Below are 17,588 nucleotides of genomic sequence, written 5' to 3'. Positions count from 1 at the left end.
TTTGTATTTTTCTTTAATCTCCCCTCCTACTTCCAGTAGTTGAACGGTGATCGCGTCCTTGCAAACCAACAAATCACGAATGTGGCTGCTTAGTCCGTTGATGAAATGATGCCCGTCAAATCCATGATCCAACACTTCATTAAAAAGTAGTAATGAGTTTGGCACCTCGTTTTTCAGTAGCAAATCAATTAATCTGAAGTAGTAATCGTAATCCAGTACATTCAGGTTTGAAATGACATCTTTATACGAAATGGTTTTGCCGGAAAAACTAACGATCTGGTCAAAAATAGAGAGAGCATCGCGCATGGCACCATCTGCTTTTTGAGCAATGACATTCAGTGCTTCGCCTTCAATTTCAACTTTTTCGCTACTGGCTACATAGCCCAAATGACCTGAAATATCACCAATCTTAATTCGGTTAAAATCAAAAATTTGGCAACGCGACAATATGGTTGGAATGATTTTATGCTTTTCGGTAGTTGCCAAAATAAAAATAGCATGCTTTGGAGGTTCTTCCAAAGTCTTCAGAAAAGCATTAAATGCAGCTTGCGACAACATGTGAACCTCATCGATAATATAAATGCTGTAAGTACCAATTTGTGGCGGAATGCGTACCTGATCAGTCAAGTTTCGAATATCATCAACCGAGTTGTTTGAAGCCGCATCCAGCTCGTGAATATTATAGGAGCGATTACTATTAAACGCCTTACAGGATTCGCATTCGTTACACGGTTCGGTTTCTGCTGTTAAATTCTGGCAATTAATTGTCTTTGCAAAAATACGTGCGCAGGTTGTTTTCCCAACACCACGCGGGCCACAAAACAAATAAGCATGAGCTAACTGCTTGTTTGTTATGGCATTTTTCAAGGTTGAAGTGATAGAAACCTGTCCAACAACTGATTGAAAAGTATCGGGTCTGTATTTTCTTGCGGAAACAATAAAATTCTCCATAATTGCTTTTAATGAAGCTCAAAGATAAACATTTTAACAGGAAATTCAGGGAGAATTTATTAACAAGAATTAAGAAGATAGTGACCTGCTGAGCACAAACTTTTTAAGGTTTCCGATGTTTATGATCTTGTTAAATTAATACAATTAAAATCATGAAGATATTTGCAATTTTATTTTCGCTTGCTCTATTATCAACAGTTAGCTATGGTCAAAAAAGCTTTCACGACTACACTGTCAAGGACATTGAAGGTAGCAATTTCGATTTAAGCCAACTACAAGGCAAAAAAGTACTGGTGGTTAATACGGCATCAAAATGCGGATTTACCCCACAATACGAAGGTTTACAAGAGCTATACGAGCAATATGGCGGCGAAAATTTCACGATTATCGGTTTCCCCGCCAACAACTTTATGGGTCAAGAACCCGGATCCAATGAGGAAATAGCAACCTTCTGTGAAAAAAATTATGGAGTAACCTTTCCAATGATGTCAAAAATATCGGTCAAGGGTGATGACATGGCTCCAGTTTACCATTGGTTAACAGAAAAGGCTCAAAATGGCATAATGGATTCTAAAGTAGGCTGGAATTTTCAGAAATACATGATTGACGAAAATGGCCATTTAGTAGACTACGCAGCTTCAAAAGTAAAACCGAATGATGAAAAGATTATCAATTGGATTAAAGGGGATTCGTAAAACATAGCTAAAACAGATAAATTGGTTTGAATGGATAAGGTCACTTAAATAGGTGGCCTTATTTTTTGCATAGGATCTTGCGAGATAACCCCCATTCGATAAATTCAAAGGAAAAAAATCCAATAAGACATCACCTCTTTCCTACTTCTTCTAATGCCTTTTTGTAGGTATCAATTGCCCGTTGACGAGCCATTTTATGATCAACCATGGGATGTGGATAAGTGAGTTCGTCGAATTCGGGAACCCATTGCCGGATATATACCAAGTCAGGATCAAATTTCTGGGTTTGCAAGGTCGGATTAAAAACCCGGAAATAAGGGGCAGCATCGCAGCCAGTTCCGGCAGCCCATTGCCAGCCGCCATTATTGCTGGCCAATTCGTAATCCAATAGTTTTTCGGCAAAATATGCTTCGCCCCATCGCCAGTCGATTAACAGGTGCTTGCACAAAAAACTGGCGGTCACCATCCGAATACGATTGTGCATGTAGCCGGTTTCGTTCAACTGCCGCATGCCCGCATCAACCAACGGATATCCGGTAGTTCCGCTGCACCAGCGAACAAATTCTTTCTCCGAATTGATCCAGGGAATGTGATCGTAAGCAGGTTTAAACGAACGTTTTTCAACATGTGGGAAATGATACAAAATATCGGCATAAAAATTTCGCCAAATTAACTCATTCAAAAAAACGGGCGAATATTTCAGAGCCTTTCGAACCAGTTTTCGAATACTGATGGTTCCAAACCGCAGATGAATACCCAACCGGGAAGTCCCTTCCCTGGCCGGAAAATCGCGATCAACTTCATAATTTTTCAAGATGCTTTTGTCGATTTTCTTTTCTGGTCGGGCAATGCTCCCCCGGCGAAAACCCAAGTCGCGCAGCTTAACCGGCTGCAATGGCTGCATTTTTAGTAAACAATTCAAATGGTTCTCCGAAGGAAAACTTTTCAAATCTTCCTCAGTCAGCTTTTTCTTCCACATTTTGCTGTACGGCGTAAATACGGTGTATGGCTTCCCGTCTGCTTTCAGCACATCATTTTTATGGAATATCTGGTGATCCTTAAACTGATAAAACTGAACCTTGCTTGAGTTCAAAAACTGTCTGATTTGTTCATCTCTTTCGCGGGCTTCCGGTTCGTAATCTTCGTTGGTATAAACACCTTCAATATCATATTCAACCCATAGGCGCTTAAAAGCATTTATTGGCTTCCCCTGATAAATCCAAAATGAACTATTGAAACGCTCAAACTCCTGCTTTAAGCGGTCAACCTCCTGAGTGATGAACTCCACACGGCTATCATCGTCATTTAAATCGCCAATAATGTGCGTATCGAAAATAAAAATGGGTAACACCGACTTTCCTGCACGAAAAGCCTGAAACAATCCGTGATTATCCTCGATTCTTAAATCGCGCCGAAACCAGAACAAGTTAATTTTCTCTTTCATCGTTGGGTGTTTTCTGTCAGTCATACCATCTAGCTTTCTATCAATTTGAAGTGTTAGCAGAACACAAAAATCAATCAAATAACGATTTTGTTCAGAATAAATTTTTCATTTCTTTTATACTTCAATCTGCTTCCTTTCACTTTTTCTTCTAACAATCGGAAACAGACGATAATAATAAAACACAAATACTTTTAAATTGTTAGCAACCCAATAAAAACAAACGCATGAGTAGAGGCTTTGCAAGCGACAATAACGCAGGAGTACACCCAGAAATTCTGAAAGCGATTGATATAGCAAACAAGGGTCACATGAAAGGATATGGAGACGACCCGATTACCACCGATGCCATTCAGCTATTTAAGAAAGAGTTTGGGAGTGACACCGAAGTATTTTTCGTATTTAATGGAACAGGTGCTAATGTTTTGGGCTTGTCTACCGTCACAAACTCGTTCAATTCCATCATTTGTGCCGACACCGCTCATATTCAGGTCGACGAATGTGGTGCTCCCGAAAAATTTACCGGATGCAAGTTATTGCCTGTTCCTTCTGAAAAAGGAAAAATCACCCCAAAAGAAATTCGCAAACACCTTCATGGGTTTGACTTCGAACATCACTCACAACCTAAAGTTATTTCTATTTCACAGGTAACAGAGTTGGGTACTGTTTATTCGGTTGAAGAAATAAAAGCAATTAGCGAATTAGCACATGAATTTGGGATGTTCCTGCACATGGATGGCGCTCGAATTGCAAATGCAGCTGCAGCTCTGAATCTTCCTTTTAAAGCATTCACCAGAGATGCCGGCGTTGACCTGCTTTCATTTGGAGGCACTAAAAATGGCATGCTGATGGGCGAGGCCGTCTTATTTTTCAATCCTGAACTTACAGCAAACACAAAATATATTCGAAAACAAAGCATGCAGCTTTTTTCGAAAATGCGTTTTGTAAGTGCCCAGTTTTTAGCCTACTTCGAAAATGAGTTGTGGAAAAAAAATGCGCAGCACGCCAATAAAATGGCTAAATTGCTGGAGCAGGAAGTATTGAAAACCAGCAAAGTAAAGCTGACACAAAAGACAGAAGCCAATGGTGTTTTCGCCATTCTACCCAAGGATGTGATTCCTAAATTGCAGGAGCAATACTTCTTTTATATTTGGGACGAATCCACGTCGGAAGTACGATGGATGACCTCTTTCGATACAACTGAAGAAGACATCAACGGATTTGTGAATTTAATTAACAAACTACTTTAAATGGGCTTATTCCACTATTTTCCACCAAAGCATGAAACCACTGATCCTGAATTGGAAAAGAGAATATTTAAACACAGTTTGGTGTTTCCAAGTCTTTTCCTTCTAGCCTTTTGGCTGATATTTTTAGTTGAATCGACCATCGATGTTGAACTTGCTGTTTATGGTATCTTCCCGCTCAAACTGGAAGGATTGAAAGGAATTCTTTTTTCACCATTCATCCACAGCGGATACAAACATCTGGCAGCCAACTCCATCCCATTTTTTGTACTCTCGCTAGCCTTGTTCTATTTTTATCGGAAACTGGCCTACCGTATTTTTATATTGATATACATTCTTTCCGGACTCTGCGTTTGGCTCGGCGGTCGCGACGCGTGGCACATTGGAGCTAGCGGGGTAATTTACGGACTGGCCTCGTTCCTGTTTTTTAGCGGTATTTTCCGCAACGATGTCAAGCTGCTGACAATTGCCATTATTGTCGTATTTCTTTATGGCGGAATGTTTTGGGGAATCTTTCCCTTAAAACCCGATGTTTCCTGGGAGAGCCACCTATGGGGAAGTGTCAGCGGATTACTGCTAAGTATTTATTATCGCAAACAAGGGCCACAGCGCCCACACTACGACTGGGAAGATGAACTCGATGAGGAAGATGAAACTGTAGAGAAAGACACAACAATTTACACCACTAGCAACACCAACGAGTATTTCGGTCAGAAAACTGAAAAAAACGAGTAGATGTTGAACAGCAGAAAAGAAATTGTGTAACTTTGCCCCTTCCAAAGAAAAAACTAGTTCTAAGACAATGATTAGCAGAAGAATTATTCGCATAAAAGTTTTACAGGTTTTATACGCCTTTTATACTTCACCTGAAAAATCGATCAACAACACGGAGAAAGAGTTATTCTTCAGTCTCCAGAAAACATACGACCTTTACCATTATTTATTTGACTTAGTGATTGAAATCAGCAAACATGCTGAAGCAGTGATTGAGCTGAGGAAGAAAAAACACTTTCCGACCGAAGAAGATTTGAATCCCAATACACGACTTATTAGAAATCAGCTAATCAATCAATTAAAAGATAATGAGCAACTGAATAAATACCTGACACAATCTAAATTGAGCTGGGTTAACGAGCCGGAGTTCGTCAAGAAAATATACACACAACTGATTGACACTGAATTCTTCAAGGAGTACATGACAGCCCCTGAAACTTCGTACCAAGCGGATAGGAAGTTCGTGGAACAGCTTTTTGCAGAGGTTATACTTCAATCCGAAGATTTGGTTAATATTTTGGAAGAGCAGAGTATCTATTGGAATGATGATCTGGACTTTGTTGTTAGTATGATTTTGAAAACCATCAAAAAGTTTAAAGATTTTTCGGGCGAACGCCAAGCATTATTGCCGATGTTTAAAGATGAAGAGGATCGTCAATTTGCCAAAGACCTCTACCGAAAATCGGTAATCAATCATGATGAACTGAAAGAAGTAGTGACCGCATACACGGTAAACTGGGATGTCGAGCGAATTGCATTCATTGATGAATTGATTTTGGAGATGGCCATTTCAGAATTTCTGTATTTTCCATCTATCCCGACAAAAGTTACATTGAACGAGTACATTGAACTTTCAAAATATTACAGCACGAAAAAGAGCCGGAATTTCATTAACGGAATTCTGGATAAAGCCTTGAAAGCACTTAAAACCGAAAAAAGAATATTAAAAGCGGGACGTGGACTGATTGGCGAAGATGATCAGCCAAAAGACAAAAAACAGTGATTTTGAATGGAATTTTTGAAATCAAACAGCAGACAGCTCTGAGAAAACGAGCGGCATCCAAATTAATAATTAAAAGGATGACGAAATGTCTAGTGATGCTCGGCCTGATAACACTCGTTTCCTGTCAGAATGCAGGGAATAAGGCAGCAAACAAACCATCTTCAAACTTAGGGAATCCAAAGTTTGAGTTTCAGGAAGAATTCCATAATTTTGGAAGTCTTCAAGCTGGAGAAGTAGTTGCTTACAATTTTAGGTTTTTGAATTCCGGAGATGGTCCTTTGATCATCGACAAGATTGAAAAAGATTGTGGATGCCTGGAAGTTAATTTCCCGAAGCAAGCGATTGCAGCCGGAACTTCCGATTTTATTGAAGTTGTTTTTAACAGTTCAGGAGAAACCGGACGGGTTTACAAAGAAATTGTAGTCTATTCGAACACAGGGGATAAAAAACGCAAAATAGCGATTGCAGCGACAGTTGAAAATGAGATTATAAATTTATACAGTAAAAACTAAAGAATTAAAAGATGAATTACTTATTAATGGCTCCTCAACCCGGAGCAGAAGGTGGTAACCCAATTACAACCTTCTTGCCTTTGATCCTGATCATTGTTGTGTTTTATTTCTTCATGATCAGACCACAGATGAAAAAACAAAAAGAGCTGAGAAAATTCCGCGAGAGTCTTGCCAAAGGAGATAAAGTTGTAACAACAGGTGGTATTTACGGTAAAATTGTTGAAATTAAAGACAATTATATTCTTCTTCAGGTTGACGACAATGTAAAAATTCGTGTAGACAAAAGTGCAGTTGTAAAAGATATGGCAGATGTGCCTCCTCAAAAGTAATTGCGTTTTTTTGAAAAGACTAAGAGGGTCGGCTGCTACTAGTCAACCCTTTTTTTTATCTTTGATTGCGTGGAAAACAAATGGATACATAAGCTTCAGAACTTTGCAAAAAAGTTTACTATTAAAAATGATCGTAAATTGGTCATTTATCTAATCTGTGTTGGTATTGCATCCGTTCTATGGTTGCTAAATGCTTTAGAGAAAGAGTATACCGTTGAGCTTTCGTTTCCGGTAAGCTATACCAATCTCCCCAAAAACAAAATACTAATTAATGATCCCCCCAATCACTTCACACTAGATGTCCAATCTTATGGATTTACTTTGCTTCGTTATAAATTGAGCGTAGCTTTTTCGCCACTCGTCTTCAACATCAATGATTATGGCGGCAAGATAATGGCTGACAGCAGTCGGTCAAACTATGCATTTTCGAGCAGACAGTTTCGAAGCAAGATAGCGAACCAATTGAGTAACGAATTAAATATTACTGGCATTCACCCCGACACCATCTATTTTAAGTTTGATCAAATTGTAACTCAATCCAAAAAAGTTGTCCCTGATGTCAATCTGCAATTAAAAAAGCAACACTTCCTTTACGATAAAATAAAAGTAAAGCCCGACTCGGTCAGGGTACACGGTCCGAAATCAATTTTGGATACACTAAAAGCAGTCGAAACAATAGCGCAGAAATACAAAGCATTAGATCAGCTAACCCAGCGAAATGTTTCGCTAAAAACCATAAAAAAGGTTGATTTTTCGCCCAAACGCGTGGTCGTTCAAATTCCGGTGGAAGAATATACCGAAAAAGAATTGTCAGTTCCAATCTCGATTGATGGCATGCCTGACAGCGTAAAAGTAAACTTGTTCCCTTCAGAAGTAAAACTTAGCTTTCTGGTTGGTCTGAGTCGGTTCGGCGAAATTTCGCCGAAAGATTTTCATGCTAGTGTTTCCTACGAAAACATCAAGAATAAAGATGATTATCTACCAGTAACTCTGACGATGATGCCACCAAATTTAAAATCAACCAGTTATTTGCCTTTAAGAATTGAATACCTCATTGAAAAATAAAAATATATACAAAGTTGGGATTACCGGAGGAATTGGCAGTGGAAAAACAACCATCTGTAACTTTTTTAAAATAATTGGTATTCCTGTTTTTAGTGCTGATCTGGAAGCTAAGCGAATTTTGAATGAGTCATCTCAGGTTCGTAGTCAAATGATTTTTCATTTTGGAAAAGACATTTACCCTTCAAATCATACCATTGACCGAAAAAAACTAGCCGGCATCATTTTTAATTCGCCATCTTTATTGGAAAAGGTCAACTCCATCATCCACCCTGAAGTACGAAAGTTCTTTTTTGAATGGTGTAATCGTCAAAACTCAGCTTACGTTGTACACGAAGCTGCCATTTTGTTTGAGAGTGGTTTTTATGAAATGATGGACTTCAATATTCTGGTTACCGCTCCAGAACAACAGCGAATTGAACGGGTGATGAAAAGAGATAATAGCACAGCAGAACAAATCAAAGAAAGAATCTCAAAGCAGTGGCCGGATGAAAAGAAGAATCAACTGGCCAATATGACTATTGATAATAATAATCGGGAGCTTATCGTTCCTACTTTACTTGAATTAGATAAAAAATTTAGATTACATGGGTAAATTTGCAAAATGGGTTGCCGGAGGACTAGGATGGGCATTTTTCGGCCCAATTGGAGGAATTGTTGGTTTTGTTGTTGGAAGCATGGTCGACAGTGAAGCGACTTCTCCTCAAAACAATAATTTTTCAGGAAGTAGAACCCAATCGCCTTACGGGCAAAGAGCGACAACCACCGGAGGCTATGTGATGAGCTTACTCGTCTTAGTCGCTGCCGTTATGAAAGCCGATGGAAAGGTTTTAAAGTCAGAGCTTGACTACGTTAAGCAGTTTTTTGTACGATCATTTGGAGCCAGCTCGGCACAGGAAGCAATAAAAATGCTTCGTAACCTGCTAAATCGGAACATCCCGGTTGCTGATGTTTGTCAACAGATCCAGAAGAATATGGATTATTCTTCGCGTTTACAACTCTTGCACTTTCTATTTGGTATCGCACAAGCCGATGGCAAAGTAGATGCCAGCGAACTCAATATGATTGAGCAAATTGCGAACAACATGGGGATTAGTTCGAAAGACTTGGACTCAATCAAATCGATGTTTGTGCCAAATACGGATGCGGCATATAAGATTTTAGAGATCGATCAGGGAGCGACTGATGAGGAAGTTAAAAAAGCTTATCGTAAAATGGCAATGAAATACCACCCTGATAAAGTCAGCTATTTAGGAGAAGATTTTCAGAATGCGGCCAAAGAAAAATTCCAAAAAGTGAATGAAGCCTACGAAAACTTAAAGAAAGAACGCAATTTTTCGTAAATAAAAAATGGCTCATCAATCGAATAATTGACGAGCCATTTTTTATTTTCTTGAGTAAACTATCTAAATATCATCAAAATCTACGTTGGTATAATCTTTCGCTTTTACAACTTGCTCATCCCCTTGTGCTGTCATATCAACTTCAATTCCTTCATCCTGCATCGACTGACTTGCCTTAATGAAGTCAATAACCTCACCTAACCCATCAGAAAATTTATCAAAATCTTCTTTGTATAAGAAAACTTTATGCTTCTCAAAAAAATACTTGCCATCCTGATCGTAACGCTTCTTACTCTCAGTAATTGTTAGGTAGTACTCCTCTTTGCGAGTTGATTTCACGTCGAAGAAATAGGTTCTTTTTCCGGCTCTTACAGCTTTTGAAAAAATCTCTTGTCTGAAGTTACTGTCGCCCTCTTGCTTTCCATCATTGTTATCAAAGCCATCCATCTTACTCGATTTTAAATTATTACCATAATTGATTTATCAAAAATAAAAAATAATTTCGAATATAGTTCAAAATTGTTAATAAACAGGTTATTATTTTGCAATAAACAAATGTTCGTTTTAATTATTTTTGTGATAATATTCCATAGCAGTGGGCATAATTTCTTGCAAAGCCGCTATACGCTTACCATCTACGGGGTGAGTACTTAATAGCTCTGGCGGTTTTTGTCCTGCATTTTCAGACATACGCTGCCAAAAAGCAACTGACTCTTGCGGATTATATCCGGCAATAGCCATGAAAATCAGCCCCATTTTATCGGCTTCGTACTCATGCTGGCGCGAAAAAGGCAACATTACACCAACTTGAGATCCTACTCCGTAAGCCGCCGAAAAAATTGCCTGTGTCTCATCCGGTTTCTCTTTGATAGCTTCACCCAAGGCTATTCCACCCATTTGAACTAACATGCCATGACTCATTCTTTCGTTGCCATGACGAGCAACAGCGTGAGCAATTTCATGCCCCATAACCACTGCCAGCCCAGCTTCTGTTTTTGTTAAAGGCAAGAGTCCAGTGTATACAACAACTTTTCCACCGGGCATACACCATGCATTGGGGACATCGCTTTCGATCAAGTTAAATTCCCATTTAAAATAATCTAAATAGCTTTCGTATCCATTTTCTCTTAAATATTGCTCAACGGCTATAGAGATATCCTTTCCAACCCGCTTAACGAGTGCTACCTGATTTTGATTACTAGAAACCTTATTCGTATCAAGAAACTGCTCGTAACTAGTCAAACTCATTTCCACCATATTTGATTCAGGCAATAAATTAATTTGGTTACGACCTGTTAGTGGCACCGTGCTACAAGACTGTATCAATGATGTAAAAATAACAATTGTAAAGATGACCAGAATCCTGTTCTTCATTTCGCAAAATATTTAGTTTTCATAAAACTAAACAAAAGAGATTAAAAAAAGGTAAACAAACTAGTCACCTTTTTTTAATCTCTTTTAAGAAATACTTATTTATAAATTTCCTTTTTAGCTGCCAACAAGGTATTCTTCAGCAAGGCAACTCTTGTCATTGGCCCTACTCCTCCGGGAACCGGAGTTATATATGAACATTTTTCGGCTACTTCATCAAAAGCAACATCACCTTTCAATTTAAAGCCAGATTTTGTTTTGTCTGATTTTACGCGAGTAGTTCCAACGTCAATGACAACAGCTCCTTCTTTTACCATATTCCCCTTAACAAATTCGGGGGCACCTATCGCTGCGATTAAAATATCGGCATTTGCACAAAGCTCAACCAAGTTTTTAGTCCGGCTATGGGCAACTGTAACAGTGGCATTCATTTCCTTTTGAGACATCAGTACACTCATCGGACGGCCGACAATATTACTGCGACCAACGACTACACAGTCCTTTCCTGATGTTTCAATATGATACCTTTTCAACAACTCAACAATACCATCAGGAGTTGCAGAGACAAAACATGGCAAACCGATCACCATTCGTCCTACATTTATCGGATGAAAACCATCTACATCTTTTTTAGGATCAATTGCTTCAATGATCTTCTGCTCCGAGATCTGTTTGGGCAGCGGAAGTTGAACAATAAATCCGTCAACATCAGCATCCCTATTTAACTCATCTACTTTTGCAAGCAATTCTTCCTCAGTCACGTCATCTTCAAAACGGATCAAGCTTGATTTAAACCCCACCTCTTCGCAATCCTTAATTTTGAATGCGACATAGGTTTCACTACCGCCGTCGTGACCAACTAAAATTGCAGCTAAATGCGGTTGCTTTGCTCCAGCGTCAACCATTGCCTTAACATCGATGGCAATTTCCTTTTTGATCTCTGTAGCAGTTTGTTTACCGTCAATTAATCTCATGTGTTATAATTGTTTATTTTTAATTGCGACACATGGAACTGCTCTACGATAATCATGCTCCTGTGTGTGCCTATATTTACATGCCAGTTTCGTCATTCTAATTTTAGAATTTATCTCGCACGCATATTTCCCATCATACGTCCCATATTTTTACCTTGCGAAACCATTTTCATCATCTTACGTGTTTCTGCAAATTGTTTAATTAAACGGTTGACTTCCTGAATATCAGTTCCAGAACCGTTCGCAATCCGTTTTCTTCTCGATCCGTTCAACAACGAAGGGTCATCTCTTTCAGCAGTAGTCATTGAATGAATAATCGCTTCGATGTGCTTAAAGGCATCATCATCAATATCCATATTTTTCATCGCCTTTCCCATGCCAGGTATCATAGCAGCCAAATCCTTGATATTACCCATTTTTTTGATTTGCTGAATCTGTTTCAGGAAATCATCAAAATTGAACTGGTTTTTAGCCAGCTTCTTTTGCATTTTACGGGCTTCATCAACATCAAATTGTTCCTGTGCTTTTTCAACCAGCGAAACAATGTCACCCATACCTAAAATACGGTCAGCCATACGTTCGGGATGGAAAACATCCAGAGCTTCCATTTTTTCGCCCGTACCAACATATTTAATTGGTTTTTCAACAACAGTACGAATCGAAAGTGCGGCACCACCTCTTGTATCTCCATCCAATTTTGTTAGAACTACGCCATCAAAATCCAGCCGGTCGTTAAATTCCTTAGCTGTATTTACAGCATCCTGACCTGTCATCGAATCGACTACGAATAGAATCTCGTGTGGTGAAACTGCCTTTTTTACTGCCGCAATTTCATTCATCATTTGCTCATCAATAGCCAAACGCCCTGCCGTATCAATAATAACGACATCGTTACCATTCGCTTTGGCATACTTAATGGCTGCCTGAGCAATTTTAACAGGTTCTTTGTTACCCTCTTCAGTATAAACAGGTACATTAATTTGTTCACCCAGCACTTTCAACTGATCGATTGCAGCCGGACGATAAACATCACCAGCAACCAACAAGGGATGCTTGCCTCGCTTACTTTTAATTAATTTTGCAAGCTTACCGGAAAAAGTCGTTTTGCCGGAACCTTGTAATCCAGCAATTAAAATTACGGTAGGATTTCCTCCAAGATTGATATCCACAGACTTACCGCCCATCAATTCGGCTAGCTCATCATGGACAATTTTAACCATCATTTCACCTGGTTTCACCGCCGAAAGCACGTCTGCACCCAGAGCCTTATCCTTGACAGTTTCGGTAAATGATTTGGCTATTTTAAAGTTAACATCGGCATCAAGCAATGCTCGCCGCACCTCCTTTAGCGTTTCAGCTATATTAATCTCGGTTATTCTTCCCTGCCCTTTTAGCAACTGAAACGACCGTTCTAATTTTTCATTAAGATTTTCAAACATATTGGTGATGATATTGATTTATTTTCAAGCTCGTGCAAAAATACAAAAATATATAGAATGAGAATTTTAAACAACCAGATAAAAAAAATGTAATTACAGGGTTACCTTTTTTGAAAAAACAGAATAAAGAAGTGTAAGTACTTATAGTGTTGAACGGATAAATGAGGGATGAAAGAAGAAGTATCATATTATTACGGACTTGTATTTAGTTGTCCGATGAATAAAGAGCTAGACACTTGTCCCTATAAAGAGATTAGAACACTGAGTTTATCCGAAAGAGTAACACATATTAATTCGCTCACAAGTAATGACAGAGCAGCACTTATACAAAAACATAAAAGCTGTATCTGTCAACGAGAAAATAAAGTCCCTTTTTCACGAATCGCAATTTTGTAGAAATTTGGGGGTCAGTTCTGACCCCCTTTTTTTATGCTCTTTTTACATCCGCTCAGGAACTTCAATCCCCAGTAATCCCATTCCAGATTTCACAATATCCGCAATAGTTTGTGATAGCACCAGCCTGAAATTACGAACTGATTCATCTTCTTCACCTAAAATTGTATGGTCGTGATAAAACTGGTTAAACTCTTTTACCAGACTATAAATATAATTGGCTATCAACGCCGGGCTGTAAATATCGCCTGCTTCTTTAACAACTGTTGGATAAAGAGATAATGACTTAATTAACTCCTGCTCTTTTTCTGAAAGATTGAGAGTTGAGTCCAAATCAAAACTCAACTGAATTCCTTTTTTTGTCGCTTTTCGAATAACTGAGCGAATCCTCGCATGTGTGTATTGAATAAATGGTCCCGTATTCCCGTTGAAATCAATTGACTCTTCCGGATTGAAAAGCATATTCTTTTTAGGGTCAACCTTCAACATAAAGTATTTTAAGGCACCAAGAGCAATTATTTTATATGTTTTATTCAACTCTTCATCCGTATAGCCCTCCAACTTTCCTAATTCTTCCGATGTTTTCCGAGCCACTTCAATCATTTCAGCCATTAAATCATCGGCATCAACAACTGTTCCTTCGCGTGATTTCATCTTTCCGTGAGGCAGTTCAACCATGCCGTATGAAAAATGATGCAGACCTTTACCCCAGTCATAGCCAAGTTTATCTAACAAGACTGACAACACTTGGAAATGATAATTTTGCTCGTTGCCAACAACATAAATCATCTTGTCGATTTTGTAATCGTCGAAGCGTAATTTTGCCGTGCCAATATCCTGGGTCATATAAACTGAAGTACCATCGCTACGAAGAAGAATTTTTTCATCCAATCCGTCTTTTGTCAAATCAGCCCACACTGATTGATCCTCTCGCTGATAAAAAACACCTTCTTTCAATCCTCTGAAAACCTCATCTTTACCAACCAAATAGGTATCTGATTCGTGATATATTTTATCGAAATCAACTCCAAGTTCTTTATAGGTCACGTCAAATCCGGCATACACCCATTGATTCATTGTCTGCCACAACATAGTAACCTCTGGATCTTTGGCTTCCCACTTCCTCAACATATCGCGAGCAGCCACAATGGAAGGGGCCTTTTGCTCTGCATCTTCTTTGCTCATTCCCTGCTCGACCAACTCGCTAATTTCTTGTTTGTAATGCTTATCAAACAGGACATAAAAGTCACCAACCAAATGGTCTCCTTTTATTCCGGTACTTTGCGGAGTTTTTCCTTCACCCCATTGTTGCCAGGCATACATCGACTTGCAAATATGAATTCCGCGATCGTTAACAATATTCGTTTTTACTAATTTGTTGCCGTTGGCTTTTATTATTTCACCAATAGAGTACCCTAACAGATTATTACGGATATGCCCTAAATGTAAAGGCTTATTTGTGTTTGGCGATGAATATTCAACCATCACCAACGGAGAATCTTCCTGAGGCTGTGCAAAACCAAAAGTATCGTCAGCAGCCGCGCTTTCTAATACTGACAACCAGTAGTTTTGAGCAATCATCAAATTCAAAAAACCTTTGATAACTGAAAAGTTCTCAACCAGATCGACATTCTCTGTCAAATATTTACCTAGTTCTTCGCCTGTTTGCTCCGGCGCTTTCTTTGAAAAACGCAAAAAAGGAAAAACAACAACTGTCATATCTCCTTCAACATCTTTACGTGTATTTTGAATTTGAACAGCGCTAGTGTCAACTGTCTGTCCATAAAGTGAGCCTATCGCTTCTACAACACTCTCTTTTATGATTTGGTCAATATGCATAATCTATTTTTTTGAACCGCAAAGATAATAGATTATCCCTTATTTACAGGATCATTGAACATGCAAAAAGAGCCCTGCATATGCAGAGCTCTTTTTCTAAACTTCTATGTTATTTGTCATTCATTATTCTGCGGCTTTAATCTCTACACGTCTGTTTTTAGCTCTTCCTTCCTCTGTATCGTTAGGAGCAACGGGTTGAGTTTGCCCAAGAGGCACTACTTTAACGATTCTCTCAGCAGCCACTCCTTTATTCACGAGGTAGTTACGAGCGGCATCTGCTCTTTTCTCCGATAGATCCATATTGTATTTAGCCGAACCAATTTCATCAGCGTAACCGTATAGTTCAATCTCCAGTGATTCATCTTTATTCATTATTTCAGCAATATCATCCAATTCCTTTTGGGCAGATGATTTCAAATCATACTTATCAAATTCAAAATGAATGGAACTGAATTCAAATGTTGCAATTGGGCATCCTTTATTATCAATCGGTCCTGCTTCATTCGGGCAATCATCTTCTTCATCAACTAATCCATCACCATCGGTATCAATTGGGCATCCTTTTTCATCTACTTTATAACCTTTTGGTGTATCAGGACATTCATCCTCTTTATCAATTACACCGTCACCGTCAGTATCCGGACAACCATTAAACTCTTTTAGTCCCGGTGTATCAGGGCAATCATCATCTTTATCAGCGACTCCATCTCCATCCCGGTCCGGACATCCATTCAGGGCAAGTTCACCCGGTTCCGTTGGGCAATCGTCTTTATAATCCGGCAATCCATCTCCATCAGTATCCACAGGACATCCATTTTCGTCAACAACGACTCCTTGAGGAGTATCCGGGCAATCGTCTTTACGATCTGTAACACCGTCCCCGTCAGAATCTTTCTTTTTCCCAAAACTAATTTCGATTCCTGCAATTCCTTTAAAAAAGCTTTCAGGCAATACGTTTTCTTCATCCGCTTTATCCTCACTTAAGCCATTAATGTATCCGCCTTCAACAAATAAAGCGATACTTGAGCTTAACGGAAATTTAAAGCCAGCGCCTGCATCGAAGTTAAATCCGGAAACCTCATTATCCTGAATCAGACCAGGGCCCCCATAAAGGTATGGCTGAATGCCACTGTTTTCATTCAGAATATAGCCATTGTTTAACTTATACCTTAAATTAAGGAATGTTCCGCTAATATCAAGCGTGTTATCAACTTCTGAGTTTGACAAACCCAAATTGTTTAAAAGCATCAAATCAAATGACGAGTTCAAGTACCTACTCAAGTAAAATTCAGTCATAATCCCGGTACCCTCAAGCGTGTTACCGTAGTAGGCACCACCACCAAGTCCAACAGCCCACTTTTTATCAGCTGTTTGTGCTTGAAGCAATACTCCCATGCTTATAAAAAAGGAAAGTAAAAATATTTTTTTCATAGTGTACTAATTAAATGAATGGTTTTTATTAAAAATAAATATTTCAAATTTTCTGTTATTGTTAATAACAACAAGCTTAATGAAAATATGTTTTAACGCAATACTAAAATGCTCAAACCTGAATTCAATTCAGCACCAATCATCACCACCATGCATTTTTCGTTTAATAAAACTAAAGCATTTTTATTACTTTCACCAAATAAAAAATAAGAAAATTGTTCAGTATTATCGATATAGAAACAACAGGACAGCGTGCGCAGCAAGGAAAAATTACTGAAATCGCCATCTACGTGCACAATGGAACCAAGGTTATTGACTCCTATAAGACCTTGGTTAACCCGGAATGTCACATCCCCTATTTCATCACTAAACTTACCGGAATTGACAATCAAATGGTTGCCAACGCCCCGAAATTTTTTGAAATTGCCAAAAAGGTTGTGGAGATAACCCAAGGAACAACTTTCGTAGCACACAATGTCAGTTTCGATTATAAATTTATTCAACAGGAATATTTACGGTTAGGATACGAGTATAAGCGTAAAACGATGTGTACCGTAAAACTTAGTCGAAAATATTTACCCGGCCATTCTTCGTACTCGCTCGGAAAATTATGCGATGACCTTAGCATTAAGATTGACGGAAGACACCGAGCCGGAGGAGATGCGCTGGCCACAGTTAAGCTTTTTGAAATTATTTTACAAAAGCATGTTAATCCTTCGCTGAGTGGTCAGCCTGTTCAAAGAAAATTATTCTAAGTCAGATCACGATGTTTGTTGAGTTTAAT

The 17,588-nt window shown here is 38.8% G+C and carries 18 protein-coding genes; 10 read left to right on the top strand and 8 right to left on the bottom strand.

What is annotated here, in order from left to right; genetic code table 11:
- Nucleotides 1–951, bottom strand: a 951-nt coding sequence (dnaX, locus tag ACTB00_RS14540) for a DNA polymerase III subunit gamma/tau (RefSeq protein ID WP_463300645.1), incomplete at its 3' end; no start/stop codon positions are given.
- Between the two features lie 152 nt (nucleotides 952–1,103).
- On the opposite strand from dnaX, the gene ACTB00_RS14535 reads away from it, so the two are divergent.
- Nucleotides 1,104–1,646, top strand: a complete 543-nt coding sequence (locus tag ACTB00_RS14535) for a glutathione peroxidase (protein ID WP_463300644.1) — start codon at nucleotides 1,104–1,106, stop codon at nucleotides 1,644–1,646.
- A 130-nt stretch (nucleotides 1,647–1,776) separates the two neighbouring features.
- Here the strand turns inward: ACTB00_RS14535 and ACTB00_RS14530 are convergent, their stop codons facing one another.
- Nucleotides 1,777–3,090 (bottom strand): cryptochrome/photolyase family protein, encoded by a 1,314-nt coding sequence (locus tag ACTB00_RS14530; RefSeq protein WP_463300643.1) that lies wholly within the window; start codon nucleotides 3,088–3,090, stop codon nucleotides 1,777–1,779.
- A 224-nt stretch (nucleotides 3,091–3,314) separates the two neighbouring features.
- Between ACTB00_RS14530 and ACTB00_RS14525 the strand changes: the two genes are divergently transcribed.
- The 8 genes from ACTB00_RS14525 to ACTB00_RS14490 all read left to right on the top strand — a co-directional run bounded on the left by ACTB00_RS14525 (nucleotide 3,315) and on the right by ACTB00_RS14490 (nucleotide 9,357).
- The gene (locus ACTB00_RS14525; protein WP_463300642.1) at nucleotides 3,315–4,337 is read left to right on the top strand and encodes a threonine aldolase family protein; all 1,023 of its coding nucleotides are present in this window, start codon (nucleotides 3,315–3,317) and stop codon (nucleotides 4,335–4,337) included.
- Nucleotides 4,338–5,069 carry a rhomboid family intramembrane serine protease gene (locus ACTB00_RS14520; RefSeq protein ID WP_463300641.1) on the top strand — a complete coding sequence of 244 codons (732 nt, stop codon included), beginning with the start codon at nucleotides 4,338–4,340 and terminating at the stop codon, nucleotides 5,067–5,069. It abuts the gene before it with no gap.
- Nucleotides 5,070–5,136: 67 nt separating this feature from the next.
- Nucleotides 5,137–6,111: a transcription antitermination factor NusB gene (gene nusB, locus ACTB00_RS14515; RefSeq protein WP_463300640.1), complete on the top strand. Its 975-nt coding sequence runs from the start codon at nucleotides 5,137–5,139 to the stop codon at nucleotides 6,109–6,111.
- A gap of 77 nt (nucleotides 6,112–6,188) precedes the next feature.
- Nucleotides 6,189–6,623, top strand: coding sequence for a DUF1573 domain-containing protein (locus ACTB00_RS14510; protein WP_463300639.1), 435 nt, complete (start codon nucleotides 6,189–6,191; stop codon nucleotides 6,621–6,623).
- Nucleotides 6,624–6,634: 11 nt separating this feature from the next.
- Nucleotides 6,635–6,952 carry a preprotein translocase subunit YajC gene (yajC, locus tag ACTB00_RS14505; RefSeq protein WP_463300638.1) on the top strand — a complete coding sequence of 106 codons (318 nt, stop codon included), beginning with the start codon at nucleotides 6,635–6,637 and terminating at the stop codon, nucleotides 6,950–6,952.
- A 138-nt stretch (nucleotides 6,953–7,090) separates the two neighbouring features.
- On the top strand, nucleotides 7,091–8,017 hold the full coding sequence (locus tag ACTB00_RS14500) for a CdaR family protein (RefSeq protein WP_463300637.1): 927 nt from the start codon (nucleotides 7,091–7,093) through the stop codon (nucleotides 8,015–8,017).
- On the top strand, nucleotides 8,007–8,609 hold the full coding sequence (gene coaE / locus ACTB00_RS14495) for a dephospho-CoA kinase (RefSeq protein ID WP_463300636.1): 603 nt from the start codon (nucleotides 8,007–8,009) through the stop codon (nucleotides 8,607–8,609). Before ACTB00_RS14500 ends, coaE begins: the two co-directional genes overlap by 11 nt.
- Nucleotides 8,602–9,357, top strand: coding sequence for a TerB family tellurite resistance protein (locus ACTB00_RS14490; RefSeq protein WP_463300635.1), 756 nt, complete (start codon nucleotides 8,602–8,604; stop codon nucleotides 9,355–9,357). Before coaE ends, ACTB00_RS14490 begins: the two co-directional genes overlap by 8 nt.
- Nucleotides 9,358–9,420: 63 nt before the next feature.
- Here the strand turns inward: ACTB00_RS14490 and ACTB00_RS14485 are convergent, their stop codons facing one another.
- From ACTB00_RS14485 to ACTB00_RS14460, 6 genes are all read right to left on the bottom strand, one after another.
- A complete protein-coding gene (locus tag ACTB00_RS14485; RefSeq protein ID WP_463300634.1) occupies nucleotides 9,421–9,804 on the bottom strand; it encodes a DUF3276 family protein in 384 nt (127 codons plus the stop codon).
- A 117-nt stretch (nucleotides 9,805–9,921) separates the two neighbouring features.
- Nucleotides 9,922–10,731 carry a M48 family metallopeptidase gene (locus ACTB00_RS14480; RefSeq protein WP_463300633.1) on the bottom strand — a complete coding sequence of 270 codons (810 nt, stop codon included), beginning with the start codon at nucleotides 10,729–10,731 and terminating at the stop codon, nucleotides 9,922–9,924.
- A 95-nt stretch (nucleotides 10,732–10,826) separates the two neighbouring features.
- Nucleotides 10,827–11,702, bottom strand: coding sequence for a bifunctional methylenetetrahydrofolate dehydrogenase/methenyltetrahydrofolate cyclohydrolase FolD (gene folD, locus ACTB00_RS14475; RefSeq protein ID WP_463300632.1), 876 nt, complete (start codon nucleotides 11,700–11,702; stop codon nucleotides 10,827–10,829).
- A gap of 110 nt (nucleotides 11,703–11,812) precedes the next feature.
- Entirely contained in the window at nucleotides 11,813–13,141 is a 1,329-nt protein-coding gene (gene ffh, locus ACTB00_RS14470) for a signal recognition particle protein (RefSeq protein WP_463300631.1), read from the bottom strand.
- Nucleotides 13,142–13,579: 438 nt separating this feature from the next.
- Complete coding sequence (gene argS / locus ACTB00_RS14465) at nucleotides 13,580–15,373, bottom strand: arginine--tRNA ligase (RefSeq protein WP_463300630.1); 1,794 nt, start codon at nucleotides 15,371–15,373, stop codon at nucleotides 13,580–13,582.
- A 123-nt stretch (nucleotides 15,374–15,496) separates the two neighbouring features.
- Nucleotides 15,497–16,804 (bottom strand): OmpA family protein, encoded by a 1,308-nt coding sequence (locus ACTB00_RS14460; RefSeq protein WP_463300629.1) that lies wholly within the window; start codon nucleotides 16,802–16,804, stop codon nucleotides 15,497–15,499.
- 215 nt (nucleotides 16,805–17,019) lie between these two features.
- Between ACTB00_RS14460 and ACTB00_RS14455 the strand changes: the two genes are divergently transcribed.
- On the top strand, nucleotides 17,020–17,559 hold the full coding sequence (locus ACTB00_RS14455; protein WP_463300628.1) for a 3'-5' exonuclease: 540 nt from the start codon (nucleotides 17,020–17,022) through the stop codon (nucleotides 17,557–17,559).
- Nucleotides 17,560–17,588: the final 29 nt, after the last annotated feature.

The sequence above is a fragment of the Sunxiuqinia sp. genome (genome assembly GCF_055140945.1).
The sequence above is the reverse complement of the archived record's forward strand: the minus strand, read 5'-3'. Positions and strand labels throughout refer to the sequence as shown.